16 protein-coding genes are annotated in these 25494 nt (G+C 55.3%); 2 read left to right on the plus strand and 14 right to left on the minus strand.

The genetic code is table 11. The features are described 5' to 3' along the window. Positions 1 to 78 precede the first annotated feature (78 nt). The 8 genes from Q4D85_RS06385 to Q4D85_RS06420 all read right to left on the minus strand — a co-directional run bounded on the left by Q4D85_RS06385 (position 79) and on the right by Q4D85_RS06420 (position 17735). The gene (locus Q4D85_RS06385) at positions 79 to 1029 is read right to left on the minus strand and encodes a hypothetical protein (RefSeq protein ID WP_303199064.1); all 951 of its coding nucleotides are present in this window, start codon (positions 1027 to 1029) and stop codon (positions 79 to 81) included. Then, positions 936 to 3443: a DUF6493 family protein gene (locus tag Q4D85_RS06390; RefSeq protein WP_303199065.1), complete on the minus strand. Its 2508-nt coding sequence runs from the start codon at positions 3441 to 3443 to the stop codon at positions 936 to 938. The genes Q4D85_RS06385 and Q4D85_RS06390 overlap by 94 nt, the downstream gene beginning before the upstream one ends. A gap of 21 nt (positions 3444 to 3464) precedes the next feature. After that, positions 3465 to 6686 carry a DUF6493 family protein gene (locus Q4D85_RS06395; protein ID WP_303199066.1) on the minus strand — a complete coding sequence of 1074 codons (3222 nt, stop codon included), beginning with the start codon at positions 6684 to 6686 and terminating at the stop codon, positions 3465 to 3467. 47 nt (positions 6687 to 6733) lie between these two features. Further along, positions 6734 to 9163 (minus strand): DUF6493 family protein, encoded by a 2430-nt coding sequence (locus Q4D85_RS06400; protein WP_303199068.1) that lies wholly within the window; start codon positions 9161 to 9163, stop codon positions 6734 to 6736. 19 nt (positions 9164 to 9182) lie between these two features. Further along, entirely contained in the window at positions 9183 to 11585 is a 2403-nt protein-coding gene (locus Q4D85_RS06405) for a hypothetical protein (protein ID WP_303199069.1), read from the minus strand. Positions 11586 to 11724: 139 nt separating this feature from the next. Continuing rightward, on the minus strand, positions 11725 to 12645 hold the full coding sequence (locus Q4D85_RS06410) for an ATP-binding protein (protein WP_303199070.1): 921 nt from the start codon (positions 12643 to 12645) through the stop codon (positions 11725 to 11727). A 128-nt stretch (positions 12646 to 12773) separates the two neighbouring features. Further along, entirely contained in the window at positions 12774 to 15254 is a 2481-nt protein-coding gene (locus Q4D85_RS06415; RefSeq protein ID WP_303199071.1) for a DUF6493 family protein, read from the minus strand. Positions 15255 to 15299: 45 nt separating this feature from the next. Next, the gene (locus tag Q4D85_RS06420; protein ID WP_303199072.1) at positions 15300 to 17735 is read right to left on the minus strand and encodes a hypothetical protein; all 2436 of its coding nucleotides are present in this window, start codon (positions 17733 to 17735) and stop codon (positions 15300 to 15302) included. A 348-nt stretch (positions 17736 to 18083) separates the two neighbouring features. Between Q4D85_RS06420 and ftsY the strand changes: the two genes are divergently transcribed. Further along, on the plus strand, positions 18084 to 19727 hold the full coding sequence (gene ftsY, locus Q4D85_RS06425) for a signal recognition particle-docking protein FtsY (RefSeq protein ID WP_303199074.1): 1644 nt from the start codon (positions 18084 to 18086) through the stop codon (positions 19725 to 19727). A 116-nt stretch (positions 19728 to 19843) separates the two neighbouring features. After that, positions 19844 to 20614 (plus strand): hypothetical protein, encoded by a 771-nt coding sequence (locus tag Q4D85_RS06430; RefSeq protein ID WP_303199075.1) that lies wholly within the window; start codon positions 19844 to 19846, stop codon positions 20612 to 20614. A gap of 22 nt (positions 20615 to 20636) precedes the next feature. On the opposite strand, the gene Q4D85_RS06435 is transcribed toward Q4D85_RS06430, so the two are convergent. The 6 genes from Q4D85_RS06435 to Q4D85_RS06460 all read right to left on the minus strand — a co-directional run bounded on the left by Q4D85_RS06435 (position 20637) and on the right by Q4D85_RS06460 (position 25487). Further along, a complete protein-coding gene (locus Q4D85_RS06435) occupies positions 20637 to 21566 on the minus strand; it encodes a hypothetical protein (protein WP_303199076.1) in 930 nt (309 codons plus the stop codon). 66 nt (positions 21567 to 21632) lie between these two features. Continuing rightward, on the minus strand, positions 21633 to 22325 hold the full coding sequence (locus tag Q4D85_RS06440; RefSeq protein WP_303199078.1) for a hypothetical protein: 693 nt from the start codon (positions 22323 to 22325) through the stop codon (positions 21633 to 21635). Between the two features lie 135 nt (positions 22326 to 22460). Next, positions 22461 to 22709, minus strand: a complete 249-nt coding sequence (locus Q4D85_RS06445) for a hypothetical protein (RefSeq protein ID WP_303199079.1) — start codon at positions 22707 to 22709, stop codon at positions 22461 to 22463. A gap of 29 nt (positions 22710 to 22738) precedes the next feature. After that, positions 22739 to 23077, minus strand: coding sequence for a hypothetical protein (locus tag Q4D85_RS06450; protein WP_303199080.1), 339 nt, complete (start codon positions 23075 to 23077; stop codon positions 22739 to 22741). Beyond that, a complete protein-coding gene (locus Q4D85_RS06455) occupies positions 23074 to 23721 on the minus strand; it encodes a hypothetical protein (RefSeq protein ID WP_303199081.1) in 648 nt (215 codons plus the stop codon). The genes Q4D85_RS06450 and Q4D85_RS06455 overlap by 4 nt, the downstream gene beginning before the upstream one ends. Next, the gene (locus Q4D85_RS06460; protein WP_303199082.1) at positions 23718 to 25487 is read right to left on the minus strand and encodes a MinD/ParA family protein; all 1770 of its coding nucleotides are present in this window, start codon (positions 25485 to 25487) and stop codon (positions 23718 to 23720) included. Before Q4D85_RS06460 ends, Q4D85_RS06455 begins: the two co-directional genes overlap by 4 nt. Positions 25488 to 25494 lie beyond the last annotated feature (7 nt).

The raw sequence follows: 25494 nt of genomic DNA on the forward strand, positions 1-25494 counted from the left end.
TCAGTGTGGCTTTCTTGAGAAAAAAGAAAAATGTGGATAGTGGTGAAATGTTTTTTCTTCAGGGTAACCTCTTGGCGGCTACCGTGTGCGGTAAATGCCCCAGTGGTGGAGCAGTTCGGTGGCTTTCTTTCTCGTCTGGTGGTCGGATAGGTGATCTTGAGACGACGCGAGTGTGTTGATGATGGGCACAAGCGTGTCAAGCGTTTCATCACTGGGTGTGCGGCGCTTCTTCAAAGCCTTGAAAACAGCAACAATAGTCTTCTTTTCACAGGTTGCCACGGCGAGGGAAACAACCTCGGCGACCTGGGGTTCGGGGCAGGTGGCGGCAACGCGCTGTAAAACAAGGCCTATAAAATCCTCGCGGCTGAGCCAACCAAGCCGGTGCGCGGTGGTGAGAATCAACTCCACGCGGAGGGCAGGGTCGGCGACTGCCTGCCTGATCAGTGGAAGGAAAGTGGGACGAAACAGGTCGAGGGGTAAAAGATAATCCTCAACCCCATACCAGTTGTACCCCTCAAGACTGCACTCCAACCCTAAAACCCATGCGTGGAGAAACACGTGATCATCAGGGGTCTTAAGCCCAAGGTTGAGGATAACCCCGAGGGCGTCGACAAGCATTCCCGAACTAGGGTCATACTGGGCGAACTTTCCAATCACATACTCCGTGGCAAACGCAACCCCACGACCAGAAAGAACAGCAACCTGTGTCGCGAGCCCGCCATCGAAATTATCGTGAACCGGAGCAGAAAAAATTTCCAACGCGCGTTCGACATCCACACCCATGCGCACCGCGAAAAACGCAAACATCCGCACAGAATCACCCGGGGCCATACTTTCGGCAATGCCGGATCCTTCAAGTACAGACCAAGAATCAAAATTCAACCCCGCCACCGCAACTTCCTGCTGCTTAACCGTGCCCACCGGGAGAGTCGGCGCTAACGAAAACGAAGGTCGATCCCACCCAAGCTCCCGAAACACCTCAACGGCCTGCCCCAAGCGAGGATTGATCTCATCTGATCCGAAACCCATGACTGGTCTGCCAAATCTGGGGATGTATCCGCCACAATAGCCACCACGTTTTGTGCTGCCTTGACCGCCTTATTCCTTCCCTTCCGCTTCGCCAACTGGCGCACATGAGGCACAAGCCCCGCCGCCGCAGGCGCTCGACCATCACGAATAGCGGCTGCCACACTCGGGGCAAGAGTTTCCATCACCACCGCCACCTCAGCTGTTCCAGCCACCAAACTGGTGTCCTGAATACAGGCACCGATGAGATCGTCAAGAATGGGCCACACTACCGATAACATCCCGGCGTGGGCGGCGTCGTCAAGCACTAACGCAAGGGACTTCAGATTCCCAAGCTTGCTACACCAATCCAGAAACGCAATGTCGGCCACACCCGGGCGGATCAAGCCACGCTGCCACGCATTGCTCAGCGCCACGCTAAATTCTGCACTTGCGTTTTTGGTGGGGCGTTGCACAGCAAACAAATTCACGACCGCCGCTGGTGGCAGGGGTTTTCCGTGGCGTGCGACTTGCATGATCCCCGCCGCATCCTCGGGGTCCTTCTTGGGTGACCACCGCAGATTCAGAAACGCGGCATTGCCGAAGTGCGGAAACACACAGTAATAATCCGTCTTATCCCAATTATTCAACTGCAGGCGCATCGGCAACCCCGCAAGCGACTCAGGCAACGCAAACGCCTTAATCACCATCTCCCCAGCAACAAGCTTATGCCCAGGCTCACGCACCGGATCTGTAAGATACTCCCGCGCAATCTGGGTGGCGCTCCGCCCAAAAACCGTACCGTCCTCCAGCACAACAGAAACATCCAACGCCGCCAGCTGCCCGGCCGTACTCGCCGTAATGCTTGTAGGATTGAGCCGCGCAAGCGCCAGCTGCAAATCCGCCTCCAACACCGACGCACCCGCTTTGTGATACCAAGTTAAACGCTCAACCAGGTCATCCGCGGTGATCGACAAATCCACGAAAGACGGCTCCGACAACAAACACGGCAGCTGCCCCAACCTAGGCAACAACTGCCTTAGCCGCGCCGGGAAAATTTCCTTCGAATAAGTGATGATCGTGTACCGCTTTCGTTGCGGTCGCACCGCCCATTCCGCAAATAAGCCGCCCGCGATCTGGGTTGCGCCTTTCAATGCGCGCTGAGCTGCCTTAACATCAGTGCGGGCAAGCTCGTTGGCGAGCGCGAGAAACCGCTCTATGTGGATGTCTGAAACGTCGAGGTACTTGTCGCGCTTTTGAGCAACAAGTTTCTGTGCAACCTCCGCGAGCTTTTCGACGCTGGCGACGCCGCGTTCAAATCGGGGTAGCTCCCAGAGCCTAGGTGCGTCCTCCCACGCGTAGGTGATGAGGCTGGCATCTTCACGTTCGGTGGCATCAAGACCCCAGTGATGGATGAGGGCGGTGGCCTGTTTCGCGGTTGTCGTGTCACGGCCATGGGCAAGTTCGTCGAGGCGGGGGAGCAAAACTTCCTGTGTCTCGGGATGCGGCTGTGGCCGATCATGGAGTGCTTTTAGTACGGCCAGGGTTGCCTTTTTCGTTTTTGCGTAGAGCGCGGGGAGAGCTACGTCGGAAAGCTGGGCGTCCTCAACACAAGGGATGAGCCGCAGGGCAAACTGTTCCACCATGACGGCTTCACCTGTAGAGATAAAACCGCAAAGAAGATCAGTGTGGCACAAAAGCTCTGTTGTCGTGACCTTTATTTCCTCGAAAAGAACGAGGGTTTCGTCTTTTCGAATACCAGGTGAGCCAGCTTTATCGATGCTGCGAAGTGCAGTGCTGACAGCGGTTGCACGATCAATCCAACCTGCGTCAAGCAGCAGCGCAGCTAAGTAAGTGAAGTCATCAGGGCACAAATCCAGTGCCTCGGAGAAAATTGTGGTGAATGTGGATTCAAATAGTTCGACGGGGAGTGGATTGATACCGTTATCTAATGCTCGTCTCAGTTCCCGCGCCCAGGTGCCGTAAAAGATTTCGGTCTTGGGATGATCGAGTCCCATCCGCAGAACAACTTCTAGGGCGGCTTCGTCCATAAACACGTTGTTGCCACGGTTTCGGGTGAATACTTCGGTCACAAAATCTCCGGCGAATTTTTCGCCACGTTCTTGAATAATTGCGGCTTTAAGCTCGTGCAGTTCTGACGGAAGAACTTCGATTGCGCGTTTCACACCAACCCCAATTCGGGTGGCGAATAGCGCCAACAAAGCGGAATTGACATCAATGGCAGAAATCCAGCCCCATCTGCCTGAGTCAGTAGTGCCGTAACCATCCCAATCCCCAGTGCGCAGCCCCTTGAGCGCGATCTTTTGCTGCTCCGGGGTGCCCAGCGGAAGGGTCATTACCTCATCGAAGCTGGCCGTGTTCCAGCCGAGTTTTTTGAAGATGTCGATAGCTTGCTCTAGATCTGGATTGACTTTCATAGCGTCTCAGCTTCTGTTCTTCTAGGGTGTGGGTGTGGTGGCGGGGAAGATGCGTGCGAGTTCTTCTGCTTTGGTTTTCGCGGCGCACTTCTTTTTCATGCTGCGAAGCTGCTGTAAACAAGCCCACTCCGTGGCAGGAATGCGATCACGGGTAGTAGCGGCAATCAGAACGGGCGCGTGGAACTTCACCACATCAAGTACTTTGTTGAGCCAGCGTGGATAAACCTCCTGCTCAATAAGCTGTGCGGCGTGTTTCAGGCTTTCCGTCAAAGCTGGCCACAAGAATTGGACCATCTGAGGTTTCTTTTCCATTAGGTTGAGGGTTGGCACGGGGCTGAAATCCGCAAACGAAAGCACATCCTGCATGGATTCAGCAACTACGTCAGGGCTTAACCGCATGGCTGAAACGAACTCTTTCAGGTTGTACTGTGCTGTCTGATGGTGTTTCCCGTCGCAGGTATAGGCCAGAAGAATGGAAAGCAGGAAACTAGGTATGGGGCCAGCAACCCTCCCTTCGCGGTCAGGAGCTAAAACAAGCTGGCTTTCGCGCCTATCCCACCGTAAGTATTTCTCTGAGCCATCCTCGGTGAATACTTCACATTGGCGCTCATGGGTGATGTCGTAAAACCACCCATATTCTTTATCCACACGCACAGTCTGCCCCAGCGCAGGGATGCGAATGGTGGCGGTCATACACTTGGGCTTTGCGCCTGCGTCGCGCCAGGCGAAAGAAATCTCAACATCATCACCGACAGGGGCGGCAGGGTTCGTTCCCGCATGCTTCCAGCGTTTTTCAAACTCAGCATCGGACAAAACAGGCACTTCCGCAGGTTCAGGCGCGGACACTTCCCCACCTTTAGTGCTGGGAAGCAGCGCCACAGCGTTCTTCGCCGCAGTGATCGCCTTGTTCTTACCTTTACGTGCCGCGAGTTGGCGCAGGTTGGGTACTAGGCCAGCATTTTCTGGGGCGCGGCCTTCCGCGATTGCAGCCGCAACAGCAGGGGCATGCGTTTCCATGACGAGCGCCACCTCGGCTGTTCCTGCCACCAAACTGGGGCCTTGCATGCATGCCCCGATGAGATCGTCAAGGATGGGCCACACGACCGATAGCATGCCTGAGTGAGCAGCGTCGTCAAGCGCGGTGGCAAACGCCTTGATAAACATGAGTTCGTCGCGCCAGTCGAGGAACGCGATGTCGGCAACGCCTGGCCTGATCAGGCCGCGCTGCCATGCCTGTGCTAGCGCGGTGGCGAACTCGCCGCCAGCATTTTCGATGGGGCGCTGCAAACCAAAAAAGTTGATGGCTGCTGCTGGTGGGAGCGGTTTTCCGTGGCGAGCGGCCTGCAAGATTGCTGGCCGCAGCTCAGGAGCAATGAACTTCGACCATGCGAGGTCTTGGAAGCCAGAGTCGCCGAAGTGTGGGAACACACAAAAGTAGTGCGTGTAGTCAGAGTTATTAAGCCTGAGGCGCTTCGGTAACCTTGCTAAAGATTTGGGAATCGGGTGCCGTTTCAGCACAACCTTGCCTGCTAAGCGTTTTTGGGTTGGTTCCTTCACCGGGTCGCTGAGATAGTCTTTCGCGATCCGTGTGGCGCTGCGGCTTAAGAGCTCCCTGTCTTCCATCTCAAGGGGCACATCGAGCACTTCAAGCTGGGCACTCGTATCGGGTGTGATGGTGTCGGGGTTGAGTCTCGCCAAGGCGAGTTGCAGGTCTGCCTCCAGCGCCGCAGCACCCGCATCTTCATATGCTTTCAGGCGTTCGACGAGGTCGTCAGCGGTGATCGACAAATCCACGAAGGAGGGCTCTGAGAGCAAACATGGGATTTTCCCGAGTTTCGGTATAAACTGCCGCAGCCGCGCGGGGAAAATCTCGTTCGTGGATAGCGGCAGATAGCAGCGTTTCATGGTGGGGTTTTCCGCCCACTTGGCGAACGCACCATAGGCGATACCTTTCGTCCCCTTCAACGCCCGCTGCGCAGCCTCGATGTCGGTGCGTGCCAATTCGTTGGCGAGTGCGAAGAAGCGTTCCATGTCAACGTCCGAAACATCATGATGGTTTTCGCGTTTTTCGGCGGTCAGTTTGTGGGCTACCTGGCTGAGCGTGTCGACGCTGGCAGCGCCGCGTTCAAATCGGGGCAGCTCCCAGAGTTTCGGTGTGTCCTCCCATCTACTGGTTGGGGCTGCGGTTGGTTGTGTGACGGTGGCACCCCACTCGGTGAGAATGTTTGAGACAAGCTTCGCGGTGGTGGCGTCGCGTGACGTGCTCAATTCCTCAATGCGGGGTGCAAGGACTTCGCGGGTATCAGCGGTGATCTTCGGCCGCGCACGCAGGGCTTTCACAACAGCGAGGGTGGCTTTTTTGGTTTTCGCGTAGAGGGCGGGAAGTGCGATATCGGCAAGTTGTGTGTCTTCCACGAGGGGGATGAGTCGGAGGGCGAATTGTTCCACCATGGGGGCTTCGGCGGTAGCAACCACCCCGGTAATGAGGTCGAAGAAGGGGAGGATTTCTTCCGGTCTGGCGTTGAGGTCGTGGAAAAGTACCTCGGTTTCCTCTTTGCGGGTACCTGGCGAACTTGCCTTCCCGATGCTGGTGATAGTGGTTGTGATCGCGATTTCGCGGTCAATCCAGCCCACCTTCAGCGCTTCCCGCGCTATCTTGCCAAAGGCAGGGAAAGTACTGTCTTGTGCTTTGTGGAAAATCTCAGTAAATGTCGGCTGAAACAGTTCCAACGGCAACGCCCTATACCCATTTTCGAAGGAAACAAGGAGGATAGATGCCCACTCGTTGTAGAAATTCTCATGCTCGGGGTATTCAAGCCCCATGCTCAACACCACTTCGAGAGCGGGGCATCTCATGCGCTCGTTGGCGAGGCTATTCTTTGAAAACACTTCAGCGATGAACTCTTCGGCGAAGTCTTGGCCACATGCTTGGATTACCGCAGCGGTAGTCCTGTCATCATACATGGTGAGGACCTGAACTGCGCGTTTGACGCTCACCCCTAGGCGGGTGGTGAAATACCCCAACATAATAGTGTTAACGTCAACAGCAGGAGTCCAGCCCCAACTATTTTCATCTATCTGCCCGCTTTTTCCCCAATCCCCGGTGCGTAACCCTTTCAGTGCAATCTTCTGCTGTTCCGGGGTGCCCAACGGTAGGGTGGGGGCTTCGCCGATCTCGGCCTTATCCCAGCCGAGTTCTTTAAAAATCGCGACGGCTTCCTGCAAGTGGGGGTTGAGTTTCATGATGTTTTTTTGTCCTTTTTGAGTGTGCTTTTAGGGGGAGGAAATTTTTAAGTACTGGCGGGCAGAATCCCGATGGCGCTTTTCGCTGCGGTGACCGCCTTGTTCTTACCCTTACGTGCAGCCAGCGCCCGCAAGTGCGGCACACGAGCTGTTTCCTGGGGCGCACGACCAGCCACAATGGCAGCGGCAACACTGGGGGTAAGAGTTTCCATCACGAGTGCCACCTCTGCGGTTCCTGCCACCAAACTGGATTCCTGCAATGAGACGCCGATGAGATCATCAAGGATGGGCCACACGACCGATAACATGCCTGAGTGGGCGGCGTCGTCAAGCGCTAAAGCAAGAGCTTTCAGATGCCCAAGCTTTTCACCCCAATCGAGGAACGCAACGTCGGCAACGTCTGGCCTGATCAGGCCGCGCTGCCACGCCTGTGCAAGCGCGGTGACGAACTCGCCGCCAGCGTTTTTGATGGGCCGCTGCGTGCCGAAAAAGTTGATGGCAGCGGCGGGCGGGAGCGGCGCACCGCGACGTGCCGCCTGCACAATACCCGGCAAATCCTCAGGGGAAACGAACGTCGACCATGCAAGATCCAGGAACGCGGCGTCGCCGAAGTGCGGAAACACACAAAAATAGTGGGTGGAATCCCACGCCTTCAACGAGTTTGTGGGATCCGGCCTGCCCAACCAAAAACGGCGCGGCAGCCCCGCCAAAGAATCTGGGGTGGGGTGGGGCTGCAATTCAACCGTGCCCGACACACATTTCAACAGCGGCTCCCTAAGCGGATCAGTCAGGTAATCCTTCGCGATCTGTGTCGCGCTGCGGCGGAACAACGCACCACTTGCCAGCTCAAGGGGCACATCGAGCACGTCAAGCTGGGCGCCGGTATCGGGAGTGATGGTGTCAAGGTTGAGCCGCGCCAATGCGAGCTGCAGGTCCGCCTCCAGCGCCGCAACACCTGCATCTTCATATGCTTTCAGGCGTTTCACGAGGTCATCGGCGGTGATCGACAAATCCACGAAAGAAGGCTCAGAAAGCAGGCAGGGAATCTTACCCAGCCGCGAAACAAGCTGATCACACCGCGCGGGGATAACCGTCCGCCGCTGCGAATTAGTCAAATACCTCACTTCGCTAGGGTCATCCGCCCATTGCGCGAACACACCATCAATAATCCCGGTTGTCCCTTTCAAGGCGCGCCGAGCAGCATCAATGTCGGTGCGTGCGAGTTCGTTGGCGAGCGCGAAAAACCGCTCCACATCAACGTCTGCTAGGCGCTGATGTTCTTCGCGTTTGTGAGCAACAAGCTGCTGCGCAGCCTGGCTCAGCTTTTCGACGCTGGCAGCGCCACGCTCAAATCGGGGCAGCTCCCAGATCTCAGGTGTATCCTCCCACGTGCAGGTGGGGGTGCCTAGTGGGGGTTCGGTGGCCGCAACACCCCAATTACCGATGAGTGCGGTGGCCTGTTTTGCGGTTGTGGCGTCGCGGCTGTGGGCGAGTTCTTCTAGGCGTGGCAGGAGGATTTCTTGCGTCTCAGGGGAGGGTTGGGGCCGATCGTGGAGGGCTTTCAGTACTGATAGTTTGGTCTTTTTCGTTTTTGTGTAGAGCGCGGGTAGAGCTACATCGGCAAGCTGTGCGTCTTCCACGCAGGGGATGAGACGTAGAGCAAACTGCTCCACCATGGCGGTTTCACCTGTGGCGATGAAACCACAAAGATGCTCGACGTGGTTGAGAAGTTCCGCACTAGTTGTGCCAAGTTCGCTGAAGAGGATCAGGGTTTCAGCTTTTCTTTCGCTTGGTGTTTTCGCTTGTTCAAGGCCTCGTAGCGCCATGGTGATGGCGGTTGCTCGATCGATCCACTCAACCTGACACAAGTTTGCGGCGAGTAATGGAAGGGAGACGAATTCGTTGGAGATATGCTCGAGTGCCTTCGGGAAAATGGTGGCGAATGTGGGCTCGAACATGTGAAGGGGAATGGATTTATCAAGGTTACTGAGTGCATTACTCAGCCCTCGTATCCATGCGGTGTAGAAAGATTTGGAAGTGGGGTGGTTAAGTCCCATATGCAGGATCACTTCGAGGGCAGAGTCGTGCATCAATATGTTGTTTCCACGATTTGATGCGAACACCTTTGCCACGAATTCTTCGGCGAACTTAAGGCCACGTTCTTGAATAATCGTGGCTTTGAGTCGTTGATTTTCCCACGGAAGGACCTCGACGGCGCGTTTTACATTAACCCCAATACGAGTGGCGAAAATTCCCAGCATCTCCTCATCAACATCGATTGCGTAAACCCAACGTGACTTGCCAGAATCGGTTTCCTCGTACGCCGACCAATCCCCAGTGCGCAATCCCTTGAGTGCGATCTTCTGTTGCTCCGGCGTGCCCAACGGCAGGGTGGGGGCTTCGCTGATCTCGGCTTTGTCCCAGCCGAGTTCTTTAAAAATCGCGACGGCTTCGTCTAGGTGAGGGTTGAGTTTCATTGCTGTAGAGGTTTCTCTTTCACAGGCCAAGGGTTTTCAGTGCGTTTCTGGCGGCGGTGATTGCTTTGTCTTTTTCCGGTCGTTTTGCAAGCGTATGGAGGTTTGGTAGGTCGAAGGAGTTGTGGGGTGCTGTTTTGTCGGCAACAGCTTTTTTCACTGTGGGTGCGAGGCGTTCGATGAGGTTGACGATCTGTGTGGTTCCTGGCAGGAGTTGGTCTTGGTTGAGGGAGAATCCGATGAGGGCGTCAAGCAGTGGCCACACTACCGATAACATGCCGTCGTGGGCGGCGTCGTCAAGCACAACAGCAAGCTCTTTTAAGCGTCCAAAACCGAACGTGAAATGAACGTTAGGGTCGGCAACACCGGGGTGAAGAAGCCCGCGCTGCCATATTGTGTTCAGTAGGGTGCGGGTTTCGGCAGAACCACCCATGCTTGGGCGCTGGCAGTCGAACACGAGCATGGCACCGTGTGGCGTGAGTGGTTTCCCGTGGTGAGCCATCTGATGTAGGTCAACAGTAAGATCAGTGACTGGGTGCTCACATATTAAACGAAACTGCAATTGCCACAACTCTGGGTCTTGGTCTTCATCGGGTTCGCGGAAGTCTTTCGCAAGGTCTGCAATGTAAGACGTCCAGTAACTAAAATTTTCGCCCCAATTGGGGTCGGAAGAAATATCAACAGTCAGGTATTCCTTCACCACCTGCGCAACGGTGTATTCAGCGGGGATTCTTTCCACATGTCTGAGCGCAACATCTAATTGCTCAATTTGCGTGATAGCGGCTTCGGTGAAAGTGTCGGGGTTCAACCTTGTGAGGGCGAAGAGCAGGTCGTTTTCCAGCACGGGAGTCCCAGTGTCGCGGTATTTTTGCAGGCGCGCGATAAAGTCGCAGGCGGTGATCGAAAGGTCCACAAAGGACGGCTCCGATAGAAGGCACGGCAGTTCGCCGAGTGCCGCAAACAGTTCAGAAACTCGCCGCTCAATGAGCTCTGCCAAGTAGTTGGTGGTGATCCGCAGGTGAGGGTTCGGGCCAAGCGCCCAGATCTGGCAGATGCGGTTAAAAATGGGAGTTTTACTAAGCAGTGCTTTCGCGGCGTCAGGGTCGGTGCGGGCAAGGTCGTTGGCTAATGCAAGGAAGCGCTCTAATTCGAGGTCGAAAGCGCTCAGGCGGTTGCGTTCGCGTTTTTCCAACGTTTGCACCGCGTGTGTGAGCTTTTCGACGCTGGCAACACCGCGCTCAAATCGGGGTAGCTCCCAGAGTTCTGGTGGGTTAATCCAGGCGTAGCTGCGCTGACACTGTTGGACTTCTGGGACAGGTTGGTTCCAGTGTTTGAGCAGTTTGGTGGCCTTTTTGATCGTTGTGTGGTGCTCAGTGGAAAGAAGCTTTTCGATGTGGGGTATTAAGATGCTAATGATGTCCTGGTCAGGGGCGGGCAGCGTGATGAGTCGGTTGAGAACAGCAACGGTGGTTTTCGCTGTGCGGCAATTAAGTGCGGGCAGCACAATATCGACGAAGTTCTGGCCACTAACATGAGGCATAAGCGGTAATGCGAAACGGGAAACCATGGCGGGATCACCGGTGGCAATCAGCTCTTCTACCTTATTGATGTGGGGGAGGAGATCATCAACGCTCAAGCCAAGTTCTAAGAACAACAGCCGTGCCAACCTTCCCCTTTCCCACAGTGTGTGTGCCCCCGCAATACAAGACAGGGCATAGGAAACAGTGTTGTGGCGATCCATCCAGCCGTGGTGGTACGCGCCAACAATGGCGAGACACAGAGCCATCGAGGGATAACGAGCCGCTTCCTGCACACATGCGATAAACGTTGGCTGTAAAAGCTGTGCGGGGGCGGCATGTTCCTCCACATCAAACCACGCATGCCACACGTGCTGTGGCTCCCATACTTTTAAAGCGCGGAAAGAACCGAGGACTATCTGAGCCCAAAAAATATAAAATGCCTTGTTTCGCGGTATTTCTAAATCCATGTGCAGCGCAACCTGAACTGCAATCCAGTGAAACCCAAAGAAACCACCCCCAAGCGGGCCATCTGTGAGAGTGGCAGCGCAGACGAAATCTGCGGCGAAAGCTTCACCGCGCTGCGCAATAACCGCAATGGCTTCTTTGACCTCTTCTTCAGCGTCCCCAGGAAGAACCTCCAGCGCCCGACGGGCGTTAACACCCAGACGTGTGGCGAACAGCCCCAGCATCTTGGTATTCACGTCCACTGCCGAAATCCAGCGCCAACCCTCACCCTCTACCAATACATCTTCGCCCCAATCCCCGGTAGCTAATCCTGTGCGTGCGATCTTCTGCTGCTCCGGGGTGCCCAACGGCAGGGTGGAGGCTTCGCTCAGTTCGGCTTTATCCCAGCCGAGTTTTTTAAAAATCGCGACGGCTTCGTGCAGGTGGGGATTGAGGTTCATTGAAAAGAAGTTTGTTGCTTTTGTTGGCGGAGTGACTTGGTTAAGCAAGACTTTTGAGGAGGATGATTTCGTGTCTCAGCCCATTAAAGATGATGAGCGCTTGGCGGCGACGGTTTTTCAAACAATATGCAAGAAATTTTTAGTTATTTCTCATGTACTTGGTTTGTGGGCCGCTACCTACTTTTTTCACGCTCCCCAGCTCTATGAGCTCATTGAGCGCACGTATCGTGATGGCACGACTCACTGCTGCCACAGTTGCAATCTCAGAACGGGATCGAGGTGTTGCATTGTCGAGGGCAGCCAATACCTTGACATGGTGTTGGTTAAGGGAGTGCTCGTCCGAAAGGATGGGGAGTGTGATTGTGATCGAGGAATCGTAAATGTCAAAGGCGGGTTGGACAACACTTGCTTGATAAAGATGCTTTATCCTGGCGATTCCTGTTCCAAATTTCTCAATATATCCAAGTCGAAAAAAGACCATCCCCAGAATTGGATTTCGTAAGAGAGAAAAATGACCATTGACATAATCGTGAGGGGAAACTCCGGGAGGCAACCCGCCAGGAGACGTCACAACTATTTTGTCAGGGTGCATACTCACCTTGATTGGCGCCCTCACATCCCACGCGCGGTGGACGAGAGCGTTTGTTATTGATTCGCGAAAAGCTTCCTTGGGAATTGTTTCTACAGTTTCCCTAGTAGCACCTTCAATTTTTTCGTAAACGTAGTTTTGGGTGAATATGCTGAGCGCTTCATGGAATTGTTTCAAAACAGAAACTCCAGTGAGATCGTACCGTCCGTGAATTTCGTTAATGGTTGATCCGAATCGTGCCATGTCGATACCAAGAAAATCGTTGGCATCAGCAAGCAATTCAGCTGCTTTGTTATATACACCGTCAGGTGACAGTAATTGCAGCGTTTTCAAAATGTCGGGGGAGAGTTCTTTGATTGAATGCTTTTCCACAAGTTCCTCTTCCAAGACTGAGAATTTGAGCTCCTGGTCTGAAGCAGGCAAAAGCTCATAATCTATGACTGTTTCGGAAGCTTTTCCTCGTTGATACATGATGCGGTTCAATCCTCGTTATTATTTCGATCTTTCTGCAACGAAAAGCCTTATCGTTTCAATCGTTTCGTAACGATAATGACGATGGCTTACATGGATTTCGCTGGGTTGTGTCAAAAATTGGCAGGTCACAGAAGTTCTGGGGGGATTAGGGCGAGAATTTTCTGTGCGGCCTTGGTGGTCTTATTGGATTTCGGTAGGTTCGCATAGTGGTGCACGCTGGGAAGCTTCAGCTGATCCGCGTCAGCGTCACCACTTTCAACAGCATGAATAACAGAAGGTGCGAGTGCGAGAATCGCCTCCGCAATATCTGATGTGCCCGCAGGCGGTTTCGGTGCCTGAATTGTCCACTTGAGCAACGGGTCAAGAACCGGCCACACCAGTGATAACAAACCCTCATGGGCTAACTGCTCAAGAGTCTTTCCAAGGCCTACAAGCTTCGTCGGAGTAACCGCCCATTCCACCAAGGTCGCATCCGCAATCCCGGGGATTAGCAGGCCACGGTCCCAGGCGTCGAAAAGCGCGGCCGCTGTTTTCTCGTGCACAGGCAGCGGGCCGGGTTGTTGGAGTGCGAGGAGATTCATCACAAACCCCGCCCCAAGCGGTTTTCTAGACCTAGCAAGCTGAGTCACATCGCACGCAACCTCCTCAGCCGCATATTTGCTTTTCCCAATGTAGGAGCGGGTTATGTGGGGCGTGGGTGCGACAGTCCAGCGGGGAAACACCCCGACAGGAATGCCATTTTCTGAAGTGTATGTGCGGATAAGCCGGTTCGGTAGATACGCAATCGATTCCGGGTACACCGGCTGATCAGGTGCGAAAGTCTCGCAATTCACCGCCCAATGCCGAAAGTTAGTCGCAACCAGCGGTGGTTCGGGGAGAGGGTCGCGGATATAGGCAGCAACGATTTCGCCAGCCGTCTCGTCTAAAACATGGGTGCGCAGCATACGAACGGGAACATTACAGTCCAACGCAGCTTCGGGGTCGGCGGTATCAAGGTTGAGGCGAAACAGCGCCAACTGCAAATCCGGTTCCATCACCTCAACGCCAGCCGCCTGATAGTGGGAAAGACGGTGCATGAGGTCTGCAAAATCGATCGAAAGATCCTCATAGGTGGGTTCGGATAAAAGCACAGGAATACTGCCTAACCGATCCGCAATCGCCACGGCGCGCGCCTGCAGCAGCCCGAGCCGCCGCCCCTTACCCTGTAGTATTTCTTCCCCGCGTGCCCAACGCTGAAACTCAACGCACTTGCTTGTCGACGCCGCCCGCCGCGCCACCGCCACATCTTCGTTGGCGAGTGCCACCAGCAACGCATCACGTTTTTCGGAATGAATATCGACCCGCAACGGGGTGAGTTGGCGCTCCGCATCGACGAAAGCATCCAACGTAGCAGGGCCTTTATCAAACTTCGGGCAGTCCCACAGCGGCGGGGCTGGGTGCCACGGAAGAACCTCAGCGACATCCTGTGAAACTTGGGGGTCGAGATTCCAGTGTTCTAGGAGCTTCACAGCAAGCTTGGCCACCGCGGTATTCCGGGATTGGGCAAGCTCTCGGATTCGAGGCTCAAGCGTAGCGATCGTGTCCGCTGTAGGTACCGGTTTATCCAACAGGGCTTTAAGAGCCTCGCGCTGGCCGGTGGCGGTGGTCAGGTACAGGGGGCCGGTGGCGGCGTCGACAAGCTTAGGCTCAGGGGCAAGCGCTATGATTTTTGGGCCGAAAGCGGCGCAATAAACAGGGTCGCTGGTAGCCAAAGCCGCGCTGAACACGTCGAGGTGGGCGAGCATTTCCGTGTCCGTGACGGCGAGATCAGTGACAAGATACTCCACCATACGACGCCGCTGCGCTGGTCGCTGTGGGGATTCTATCTGTTGCATAAACACTGTGAGCACCTCTTCGCGGGGAAGAAGTCTCATAATAGCCCCAGCAACCAAGACTTTACCGAAGCTGCCAAGAACGGAAAGGTTCGCGGCAATGCCCTTATCCACATGCTCACGGAAAGTAGGCGCAAACGTATGAAAACTAATGTCCTCATCCATGTGCCACGGCTTGGACATCCAAGCGGTTTCAGTAGGATCCACGTGTTCAGGAAGAAGCGAAACAATAAACGTGGACCAATCCTGAATATAGCCCGCGACTGACGGTACCGGCACAGAAAAACCGCCGTTACCAGCAACGAGCCGAATGCACGTGGAGTAGTGGTCGAAACTGACATAGAAGTCGTCCGGTCGGGGCACGCGGGTGCCATAGACCGCCTTAATGAACTGTGTGGCAAATTTTTCACCCCGCCCAGCAATAAGGGGGAATCGTATCGGGGCGGGATAACTGCGCACATACCGATTCAGCAACGATAACGCCCGCGGTGCTGGCACACCCATGCGGATCGCAAACAACGCCAATTTCTGCAAGTTCACCCCGGCGTGGTTGCAGGGGCGACGCAGCTTCGCATCAAAGGTTTCCCACGTGCCCGATTTCAAACCAGCAACCGCAATCGCACGCTGCTCACTCGTGCCAGTGGGCAGCGCCATCAAGTTCTGCCTCGATACGTCGTTCCAGCCCAACTCGCGGAAAACCTCGACGGCGGCCTGAAGCTTGGGATTAACAGCCATGAAAATGATCTCCTCTAACGGGGGAATGAAAAGAACGTGGAATAGCTACATGGAAATATCGGGGATCAACGCCAGCGCCTTTTTCGCCGCCGCGGTGGTCTTATTTGCCTTGCTCATCCCAGCAAACCGGTGAAGCGCAGGAAGCGCCAACTGCTCCCTAGATGCCTGGTGTTGCTCCACCGCGTGGACTACCGAGGGAAGAAGCGCACAGATAGCCTCCGCGACCTCCGCAGTTGCTGCCGAAGGTTTCGGTGCGAGGCCAAGAAGCCCATCAAGAACCGGCCACACGATTGAAAGCAACCCATCTTGGGCAAGCTGCTCAAGGGTCGGGGCAAGACCGGAAAATTTCGCCGGACTAGTCGACCATTCCAACAAAGCAGGGTCGGCAACTCCTGGTTGGATAAGCCCGCGCTCCCACGCGTCAAAAAGCGCGGCCGCGATATCTTCGTGGACGGGAAGCGAACCAGGCTGCTGCAACGCAAGCAGATTCATCACAAAACCAGCCCCCAGCGGGCGCCTGCTGCGGGCAAGTTGCGCAACCGCACAGGCAATATCAGCAGCTACCTCCTTACTTCGCCCAATACCAGAACGCACAAGGTGGGTAGCAGGCGTGACCATCCACGCAGGAAACAACCCCACCGGCAACACACCAGTATCTTTCACCCACCTCGTAAGCCTAGGAGGAAGCAACCCCAACGTGGATGGATAAGTCGGTGCGGCAGGGACAAACGTCTTCTCAAGCTTTGCCACCAAGCTGGGTTCCGTGATGGGGTTTTCAATAAAGGAGGCAATGATCGTGCCCGCCGAATTATTGGCATGATCAGCGCCAAACACACGCATCGGAACATCCACCGCCCGCGCCTTCGCCGCATCAGCGGTGTCAAGATTCAACCGGAACAACGCCAACTGCAAGTCAGGTTCCATCACCTCCGCACCAGCCTCCCGATACAGCTCAAGGCGCCCCATCAGATCATCAAAATCAATGGAAAGATCCTCATACGTAGGTTCGGAAAGCAGCACAGGGATTTTACCCAAACTCTCCACCAAGGCAGCACTGCGCGCCACCACCGGATTTAAACCATTTCGCCCCTTCTTCGAGCTAGTAAACCACAACCAACTCTCGTAGTCCTCGCACATATCAACCGCACGACGGGCAACATCCATATCCTCATTGGCCAGTGCCACAAGCAACGCATTACGACGCTCAGCATGGACATCAAGCAGCCCAAACGTTGACCGGCGCACAGCAGAAATAAAATTCTCCAACGTCACAGGGCCCTTATCAAAGCGCGGACACTCCCACAACGGTGGGGCTGAAACCCACGGAAGGAACTCACCCTCCTCCTCCGACTCCTCAATATTCCACCGGGCGAGAAGACCCGCAGCAAGCTTCTGGACCGCAGCATTACGCGAGGTAGCAAGCTTAGTAATTCGAGGCTCAAGCTGGGCGATAATTTCCCTCGGAGGCGTGGGTTTTTCCACAAGAGCCTTCAGCGCGGCCTTCTGCCCCGTCGCGGTAGTCACGTGCAGGGGGCCAGCGGCGGCGTCGACAAGCTGAAGCTCCGAAGCTAGCGCAATAATGCGGCTGCCAAAAGCAGCGCAATAAGTAGGGTCGCTCGTAGCCAACGCAGTGGCGAAATGGGCGAAATGAGCCGAAATCTCCGCATCGGTCACCTGAAAATCCTCAGTCAAAAGCGCAACCAAACGACGGCGCTCACCTTGGCGTTGCGCGAGGTCAAGACCCCGTGCGATCGCCGAAAGTGCCTCATCGCGGGAGAGTAGCCCCACGGTAGCGCCGATGAAAATCGCCCTGCCGAAGCTGCCGGAAAGCCCAACACCGGCACTAAGACCAGCCTCAACATGTGCACGAAACGTGGGAATGAGAGCCGAAAACTTTAGCTCCGCTTCATTCCGGTACGGCTGCTCCATCCATTCCGCATCACTAGGATCTACGCCACCAGACGGGAACAGGAAACAGACAAGACATGCCCAATCCTGAAGATACGTGGGATAGGAAGGAATACCGAGGTCAACACCATAATCGCCGAACACGAGACGCAGTACCGTTTCCGGCGCCGCACTCAAGAACTTAAACCCCGGTGCGGGCATCCGCGACCCACACGCAGCCTTGATAAAACTCTGCGCAAACTTCTCACCCCGCTCAGCCACAATGAACGGCAACGCATCAAGATCGGAGAAACGATTGTAATTATCAATCAAGGATATGCATCGTGGCGCGGGAGCGCCCATGCGGATAGCGAAAAGCGTGAGCATGGTCAGATCCACCCCAGCCTGATTAATAAAGGCGCGTTCTTCCTCGGAGTATTTCTGCCACTCACCCGACTTCAACCCAGCGACTGCAATTGCACGCTGCTCCTTTGTGCCAGCGGGGAGCCCCATGATCATATCTTGGGTAGCATTCTCCCAGCCCAACTCGCGGAAAACTTCGACGGCGGCCTGCAGTTCTTGCTTGGTAGACATGGTGGTGTTGTCCTTTGGTTGGCTAGTCCATTTGTTAAAGCTTTGACCTAATATTTTCGAGCTAATCCTAGCAACGCCATGCAACATAGTTATACAAAAATTTTAGAATATTTGTTCTAAAAATTAGTACGAGCTTATGTGATCGGCAATATTTTTTGTCGTCGATGTAAAGCTGATCGTAGGAGCGCAAGGAGAAACCATTACCTAAGCAGACGTGTTGGTTTTTTCTGCTGTATCCCGTGGTTGATGACGGCAGGCGTGCTGCGTTTTTATAAATTATTAGCTAATTGTTAGCCCTATCTTCGCAGTGAAGATGTTAAAGCGGCGGAAGTTTGCCAAGATGGAACCATGACCAATACGACAATCCTCATTATTGTTCTTGCCATCGTTGTGCTCATCGCCATTTTGGTGCTGGTGGGTCTCAACCGGAAAAAGGCTAAGACCATTAGCTTTGATAAGACAGAAGCGGATCAAGCGCAACCAAAAGAGCTGACGCAACAAGAGAAATCAGGTAATTACCAAGCTCAGGGTGGTTTTAATTTCGCTACTGCTAAAAAAGACGAGAAGCAAGCGCAAGTGTTGCCTGGTCAAGAGTTAGCGGGGGAACAGGCACCGGTTGTTCCGCAACTTGAACATGAGGCGCTATTGGTGGAAGAAGAGTTAGCACAGGTGCCGGAGGTTGACGTAACCACGCAACCGGAATCCGTTGCGACGGAGGGCGTCGACAAGCAAGCCGAAGAAGAAAATTCTGAGGCTTCCGCCAAGGAAACAAGTTCGACCGAAGAGCCGGAAAAGCCAGCGGATTCGGAAGAGCCGGGTGAGGAAAACTTCGCGGCGCTCGATGAATTCCACGAAATTGAGGAAACTGAAGAATCAGACGAACCGACGGGTGAGACGACGTCTGAGGACGACGCTGTTTCCCCAAGCGCGGAGGATACGGAGGCTGCGGCTGCTGCGGCCGCAGCTACTCAAGCGATCGATGCTGCTGAGGAAGCCTTAGCGCAGGCTCCTAACGCCGAAGCACCAGCCGTCGAAACCCCAGCTGAGGAAGCGAAACCAACGGAGGATATCGATCCGGCTGCGGGCCGGATTGGCCGGTTGCGTGGTCGGTTGGCTCGTTCGCAAAACGTGTTTGGCAAGTCCGTATTGGGGATGTTGTCGGCGGGTGACCTGGACGAAGATGCGTGGGAGGATATCGAAGCGCAATTGATCCAAGCTGACCTGGGCGTCAAGATCACGATGAATGTGGTCGAGGAATTGCGCGACATGATCGCCACCCGTGGTGTCTCAAGCGAGGCGGAAGCGCGCGCCATGCTGCGGGAATGCCTGATTACGGCGTGTAAACCAGAGATGGATCGTTCGATTAAGGCGATTCCGTATGAAGGCAAGCCCGCCGTGGTGCTTATGGTTGGGGTTAACGGAACCGGTAAAACTACTACTACCGGTAAACTTGCTCGGGTTTTGGTGTCGATGGGGCATAAGGTGCTGTTAGGTGCGGCTGATACTTTCCGTGCGGCGGCAGCGGATCAGTTGGAGGCGTGGGGGCGTCGCGTGGGCGCAACCACCGTTCGTGGTGCAGAGGGCGCTGACCCAGCATCCGTGGCTTTCGATGCGGTATCGAAGGGCATTGAGACCAGCGCCGATGTTGTGGTGATTGATACGGCTGGCCGGCTGCATAATTCGGCGAACTTGATGGATCAGCTTGGCAAGGTAAAGCGTGTGGTGGAAAAGCGGGCTGAGGTGGACGAAGTGCTGCTTGTTATCGACGCGACTACCGGCCAGAATGGTTTGAACCAAGCCCGGGTTTTCGGCGAGGTTGTGCAAATTACCGGTGTGGTGCTCACGAAGCTGGATGGCACGGCTAAAGGCGGCATCGTTTTCCAAGTTCAGGAAGACTTGGGTGTGCCGGTGAAACTGGTTGGTCTGGGCGAGGGCGCTGACGATCTGGCACCGTTTGAGGTGGAAGGATTCGTCGACGCGCTCTTGGGTTAAAAGGAAAGCTCATCGCCTCGGGGTGGGGTGTCGATGATTGCTTGTCGACGCCCGCCTGAGGTCGGTGTGATACCGGTGCGATTTCATGGTTTAGATGCGACTGAGAGGATAAAGCTGTGGAGAATGAAGAATCCGAGCCAATCGAAATTCTCAAGCTGCCGGATGAAGACGTATCCAGGCTTCATCTCATGGCAACGCATGGAATTTTCGATCCGGACGATTTCGAAGAACTGCTGGGTGCGTTTGACGAGATCGCTGTAGCGCAGGAAAGCAAGGGGAAAAGCTACCTCACCCTCGACTTCCTATCGCAGATGCTTTATACCTCTGGGCATGCTGCTGATAAGCACGGATTCGAGGACGGCTTCGACTGGTCGGAGGAAGGCGAGGACGATCTAGATGCCCTAGATCTGCATCGGTATCATGCCGTCCAAAAGGCCTTTGCTGATCCGGCGCTGAAAGTAGAGTGGGACGGGCTCCAGGATGCTTTGCATGCTACGGACGAAAACGTCACAACGTTGGGTGAGATTTACGACAACCTCGATTCGCTGGTTGATCCCGAGCACTTCGTGTTGTGCATTTCCTCCGATGATCCGCGTGACTTCTTAGCGTGTTTGCCAAACGGTTACTTCGCTGATGATTTAAACCCGTTTGAAGTCGCGGCGATCATCGAGCGGATGACCACCAGTTACGGGTTGACGTTACTGGGAATGGGGGCGTCCACGCTTGCTTTTCGACGCCCACCCGGCACCGAGCTCGATGTAGCCGGAATTGTTTCCGATATGCAGCATGTGTACGGCAATACCACCGGCGCTGATTGGCACAAGGTGGCCGCTGGGATTGCGGCAACCGGCTTGGTCCTGTTCAGCTACTCGGGTTTCTGGGAATAACCGTTACCCGGTTAACCGCAGATTAAAGCAATTCGCTTAAGTAATCCGGAAGTGGCAATACAAGTTTGGTTTCGCCGTCTTCCACGATCGGCCCGCCGATGGTTTCGAGGATTTCGTGGCCAACGCGTTGGAGATAAATGTAGGGGGAGACGGGGTGGCTGTTTTTCTCATAGAGGGAAACAGTCAGCCCCAGTATCGTTTGCAGCGAATTGAATAGATCGGTACTGCTGGTAACCGGCGCAACCAGAATAATGTCCCGGGTTGGGATGGAAACAATGTAGCCAGTTTCAGGATTGAGGGTAGGCACCCACGATTGGAGAATTTCGGGGAAAATCACCACTGAGCTTAAGAAATAACCAGCGTCTTCTATATAGGTAAAACCGGTGGGGTGCTCTTCGCCAGGCATGTGCTGAACTACGGGTTGCTGCCCTAGTAGTTCGGTGCGGGTGTTCTCTAAGGCGATGGGGTAGAGCTCTTCGCTGGTTCCTAGATTGGCGAGTGTTTGATCGGAGATGGAGGCGATGGAGACCGGTTGGTCGTCGACAAGCGCAGTCATCAAGCCGGTGGCGAGCGGCGAGGTCGTTTGATCAAAAGACACGTCGGAGCTAAGCGACAGAAGTTCCTGCAGCATCTCTGCTGGCGATACCCGGATTTTCAGCCGTTGTTTGGTTGCCTCCGGGGAGGTGTCGACAGGGTCGGCGGGCTGGAACATTTTGAAGTATTCGCCAATAACATACAGTTCGGATGCTCTGTCACCTTCGGCCAGTGCGTAATCGCGGGATACGTTTTGCAGTCCCATATTCGTGTGCTGGCCGTCGCTCGTCAGAAGCATTGCCTCGTCATTGGGGTCTAAAAACGTAATCGAAGCCCCAATCGCGCTGGCAGCAGCAATCAAGTCGGCGCGAAAGCGGGCTTCGGTTTCTTCCGTAAGATGTGGGTAGGTTTGGTCCATACGGACAGGCTACCCGTGTTGGACAACTCCCGCAGGATATTTATCGATATGAACGTGGGGAGTCGCTTAAGGCTTCAAAACACCTTCTTCGGACATGACCATTGCCACATCGTCTTCGGCTGCGGGTTCGGCGAAGATTCGTTCCCCGGCCGTGTCCGGATACACCTTGATTCCCTCAACAACACGCCGCACAATCGCGGCCACGGAATCGCTGGTTTCTTTGTTCGGCGCTGTCGCGGAAACAGCTAACGTCCACGAAGTACCAGAAACCGGGACGTAGGCCTGGTGGGTAATGACGGTTCGGCGGTCGGTTATGGGACCAGCCTGGTGGCTTGTCGAGACGAACACGTAAGGCACATCGCTACCGGTGCGTTCAACCTTAGGGTCTTTGCCGGTTAACTCCTTCTCAATCGCCAACACGCTGGCCGGGGAAGGCGTCGTGTCAACCCACCGTAGGAGGAGGGTTACGGCGCTTACTTGTTCATCGACGATGCCCGGTTGAACGAGCGCAAGCAACACGCCCGCTTTTTGGGATTGGGCGACAACTTCTTCCAGCTTCGCCATGACGGCCCGGCGATCGCTTGCCGATAGCCGCATCCCTGGAATGTAGTCCTGGACTAGTCGTTCTGCACAGACTTTCCAGCGGGCTGGGTGGGTTTCGATTATCCGCCACGTGCTAGGTAACGAAGCCGACCACATGAATTGCGGTCGGGGTGCATCGGGGTGGTATTCGATTAACAGATTATTTTCGTCGCTCAACTTGAGTTAACTCCACATACACGCGGCTGCCTAGGTAAAAACCGTGGGCAACGTATTGATACAAGTGCATTCCATATCGTAAACCTAAGGCGGGGCGATTTCTAGGAAACCCGGAAAATAGCCGCAACCGTGATGTCATCGTGATTGGATCAATTGCAGAACCACTGAGATCACCATGGACGCCACAATGCCGATGGCACCAAGGGCGGTCGACCCAAACAGGATTTTCAAACTGCGCGGTTTGATCGAAGGTTCGGTATTGCCGAATTGGATTGCTTTCACAATCAATTCAGTGCGCAGTTTGTTCGCCTGAATCACAGACCGATGGTCTTTCCGCGGCGGGCGGTTGTCGTGGCCAACCGACTCTTCGGTGGGACTTGTCATTATTGTTCCTTTATAAAAACTCTCGTCACCTACAGACGCAAAATGTCGTCGATAATCGGGATGAAAATATCCGGTTCTGGTTCTGGCGGCGGTGGTGGTGGAGGTGGCGGCGGTGGCGGGGGCTCCGAGGTCACGGTTGTAGTGACGGTAACTTGCGGTTGGCTTGATGGTGGTGCCGGGGGCTCCGAACTTTCCTTTGGCGGTGGCGGGAAATAGCTTTCAGGTAGTTCCGGAAGCTGCCCAAGCGGCGGGATGTGCTGCTGTAATTTTTCCTGCTTGGCGAAACCCGGTTCGCCGCAGGATACCAAGGTGATGACGGCGGCCGTCGACAGTGTCGCTACCGACAACGCCATGCGCAGAGAACTCATCGGGAATACTCCTTGGCGATTGCGTGAATGCGCTTGACCACGTCGGGGTTTGGCGCGATTAATGTGATACCGGCATCCCAGCCCTCCGGGGTGCTGGGGTTACCGGCCGAACATAGAATCCGTGCGGTGGTCAAAGCGGCATCGTCGATGTCGTTAGGATCGGGAATTTTCCCAGGTTCGGTCGACTCGGCGAATTGCTCCCATCGCGACGGCATGATCTGCATGGGGCCAACTGCAATGTCGTTGATTGGATCGCCGTCGGTGCTGCCACCGTCCGTGTCGGGAACGACGGGTTTACCAGGCCCCATGTTGTCGAGGCCGCGTTGCGGGACGGAAACTTTGCCCGCTTCGCTTATCGACGCCCCCAGGGCCCGCCCGTGGTCGGAATACACTTGCCCGATTGCGGCAAGGGTCGGCCACCCAATGACACACTTTGAGTCTTCTTTGACCAACCAGGCGGCATAGGCGTACGCCCGAAGTGAGCGTTCCGGAATGTTATAGGGTTTAGAACGATCCTCAGACCATTCCGCGACTTGATCCACTCGTTGCTCGGGAGTGGGCACGACAGGTTCCAGGCGCTCGACGCAGCCGGTTAAAAGAAACGAACTGGCGAGAGCAAATAGAAGTGGTCTCGTGGCGCTCATTGCTGTGGTGGTTGCCTATCCCAAGCGTTGAAATCTTCCGCGATAATTGCGGCCAATTCCAAATATGCCTCGCGGGTTGATTTGCCAATCCGGTCGAGGTCGATGGTTGCGCCTTCGGCCAGGTGCGGATCGTACGGAATAACTTGGACTGCCCGGGTACGGGACCGGAAGTGCTTGACCAAATGTTCCATGTCAATGCTTGAGCGTTGCAGCGGTGCTGCGGAAACCACCACAACAGAATTCGCGGCTAATTGCTCGTAACCATGAAGCTTCAGCCAATCCAAGGTTGCCGAAGCTGACTGGGCACCATCTAATGCTGGTGAGGTGACCAAGACCAACGCGTTGGCCAGATCCAACACACCGTTCATTGTGGAGTGCATCAAGCCGGTACCGCAGTCGGTGAGAACGATATTGTAGTGATGCCGAAGAATGTCGATCACTTTTCGATATTCCGCCTCACTAAACGCCTCCGATACCGCGGGGTCGCGTTCTGAACCGACTACCTCCAGGCGGGATTTCGCCTGGGTGGTATAGGAACGAATCTCTGGGTACCGGGTGGTATCTTGCAAGGCCAAAAGGTCACGGATGGTTGCGGTGTTATTGGCCACCACTCGCTGCGCCAACGTTCCTAAATCGGGGTTGGCGTCGATGGCGATGACCCGGTCACCCCTAGTTTCTGCCAGTATTCCACCCAGGGTTGCGGTGGTGGTGGTTTTGCCAACGCCGCCTTTCAAGGACATCACCGCGATGCGGTAGTCACCGCGTAGTGGCGTATTGATCCGCTCTAAAAGCTGATCGTGTTTGCGTTGTTTTGCGGAATCACCTGGGTTGAATCGGCCTGCTGTGATCTTGTGCAGGAATTTACGCCACCCACCTTTCGGCGGAGGTTTCACCGGATTAACAAGGTTCGTCTGATCCAATGCTGGCGGCGGAACCAATTCGAATTGTTCCATCGGTGCTTTGGTAGCTGTCAGCGGCGGATGCGTTGGGGACTGAGGTTGCTTAACCGCGCCAACAGTCGGCGTTGGTTGCGCCGATGTGGACTGAGCAGACTCGGTTGGTGGCGTAGCTGGTTGTGGCGCAGTAGCAGGTGGCGGTGCGGCTGCTGTGGGTTGCTGCGCAGCGGGTGCCGGGGGCTGCGAAACGGGGGCAGGCGCTGGTGGGACCTCGGCCGATGCCGATTCCGGAACCGCTTTTTGCGGGGTTGCTACAGGCGGCGCTGGTTGCGGCGCTGTGTGCTGTGTTTCGGTTGGCTGCGGCTCGCCATGGTGGGGCTCCGCGTGCAATGGCGCGGCGTGCTGTGGTGGTTGCTGATGAGATGCTGGTTGGGCTGGCTGCGGCGCTGGTGCTGCTGGAGCTACCGGCCCAGACGCACTAACTTCCGGTGCTGGTGGCTGCGGATCCGCCTGGTGTCTAGGCTGATATGGCTGTTGTTGCGGCGATACGGCAGGAGCAGGTGCAACAGTGCCATAATGCGCAGGTGGGGTGTTGGCAGGTGCAGTGTTGGCAGGTGGTGTAGTTGGTACCTGAGGGGTTGGTGCCAGAGGGGTGGGTGCAGCTGGCGCTGGTGGTGTGGGCGCTGGCGAAAATGATTGCTGCGGATTCGAACTAGTTGGCGTTTCGGGAATGCTTTGAGGCGGAGAAGCAGTGTGGGGTGTGGAAGAAGGGGGTTGGGGTTGATCAGCGTGCTGTGGTTCAGGTGCCTCGTCGGCATCGATCCGAAGCCACGCCGGGTGGCCGCCATTGTTACCGGGGTGTTGATTCATCAGTAAA

It is taken from the genome of Corynebacterium sp., assembly GCF_030532965.1.
In the GTDB taxonomy this organism is placed as follows: domain Bacteria; phylum Actinomycetota; class Actinomycetes; order Mycobacteriales; family Mycobacteriaceae; genus Corynebacterium.

Coding starts and splice junctions, on each gene's coding strand:
- Q4D85_RS06385 (WP_303199064.1), bottom strand. CDS start 1,029: ATGGGTTTCGGATCAGATGAGATCAATCCTCGCTTGGGGCAGGCCGTT.
- Q4D85_RS06390 (WP_303199065.1), bottom strand. CDS start 3,443: ATGAAAGTCAATCCAGATCTAGAGCAAGCTATCGACATCTTCAAAAAA.
- Q4D85_RS06395 (WP_303199066.1), bottom strand. CDS start 6,686: ATGAAACTCAACCCCCACTTGCAGGAAGCCGTCGCGATTTTTAAAGAA.
- Q4D85_RS06400 (WP_303199068.1), bottom strand. CDS start 9,163: ATGAAACTCAACCCTCACCTAGACGAAGCCGTCGCGATTTTTAAAGAA.
- Q4D85_RS06405 (WP_303199069.1), bottom strand. CDS start 11,585: ATGAACCTCAATCCCCACCTGCACGAAGCCGTCGCGATTTTTAAAAAA.
- Q4D85_RS06410 (WP_303199070.1), bottom strand. CDS start 12,645: ATGTATCAACGAGGAAAAGCTTCCGAAACAGTCATAGATTATGAGCTT.
- Q4D85_RS06415 (WP_303199071.1), bottom strand. CDS start 15,254: ATGGCTGTTAATCCCAAGCTTCAGGCCGCCGTCGAGGTTTTCCGCGAG.
- Q4D85_RS06420 (WP_303199072.1), bottom strand. CDS start 17,735: ATGTCTACCAAGCAAGAACTGCAGGCCGCCGTCGAAGTTTTCCGCGAG.
- ftsY (WP_303199074.1), top strand. CDS start 18,084: ATGACCAATACGACAATCCTCATTATTGTTCTTGCCATCGTTGTGCTC.
- Q4D85_RS06435 (WP_303199076.1), bottom strand. CDS start 21,566: ATGGACCAAACCTACCCACATCTTACGGAAGAAACCGAAGCCCGCTTT.
- Q4D85_RS06445 (WP_303199079.1), bottom strand. CDS start 22,709: ATGACAAGTCCCACCGAAGAGTCGGTTGGCCACGACAACCGCCCGCCG.
- Q4D85_RS06450 (WP_303199080.1), bottom strand. CDS start 23,077: ATGAGTTCTCTGCGCATGGCGTTGTCGGTAGCGACACTGTCGACGGCC.
- Q4D85_RS06455 (WP_303199081.1), bottom strand. CDS start 23,721: ATGAGCGCCACGAGACCACTTCTATTTGCTCTCGCCAGTTCGTTTCTT.
- Q4D85_RS06460 (WP_303199082.1), bottom strand. CDS start 25,487: ATGAATCAACACCCCGGTAACAATGGCGGCCACCCGGCGTGGCTTCGG.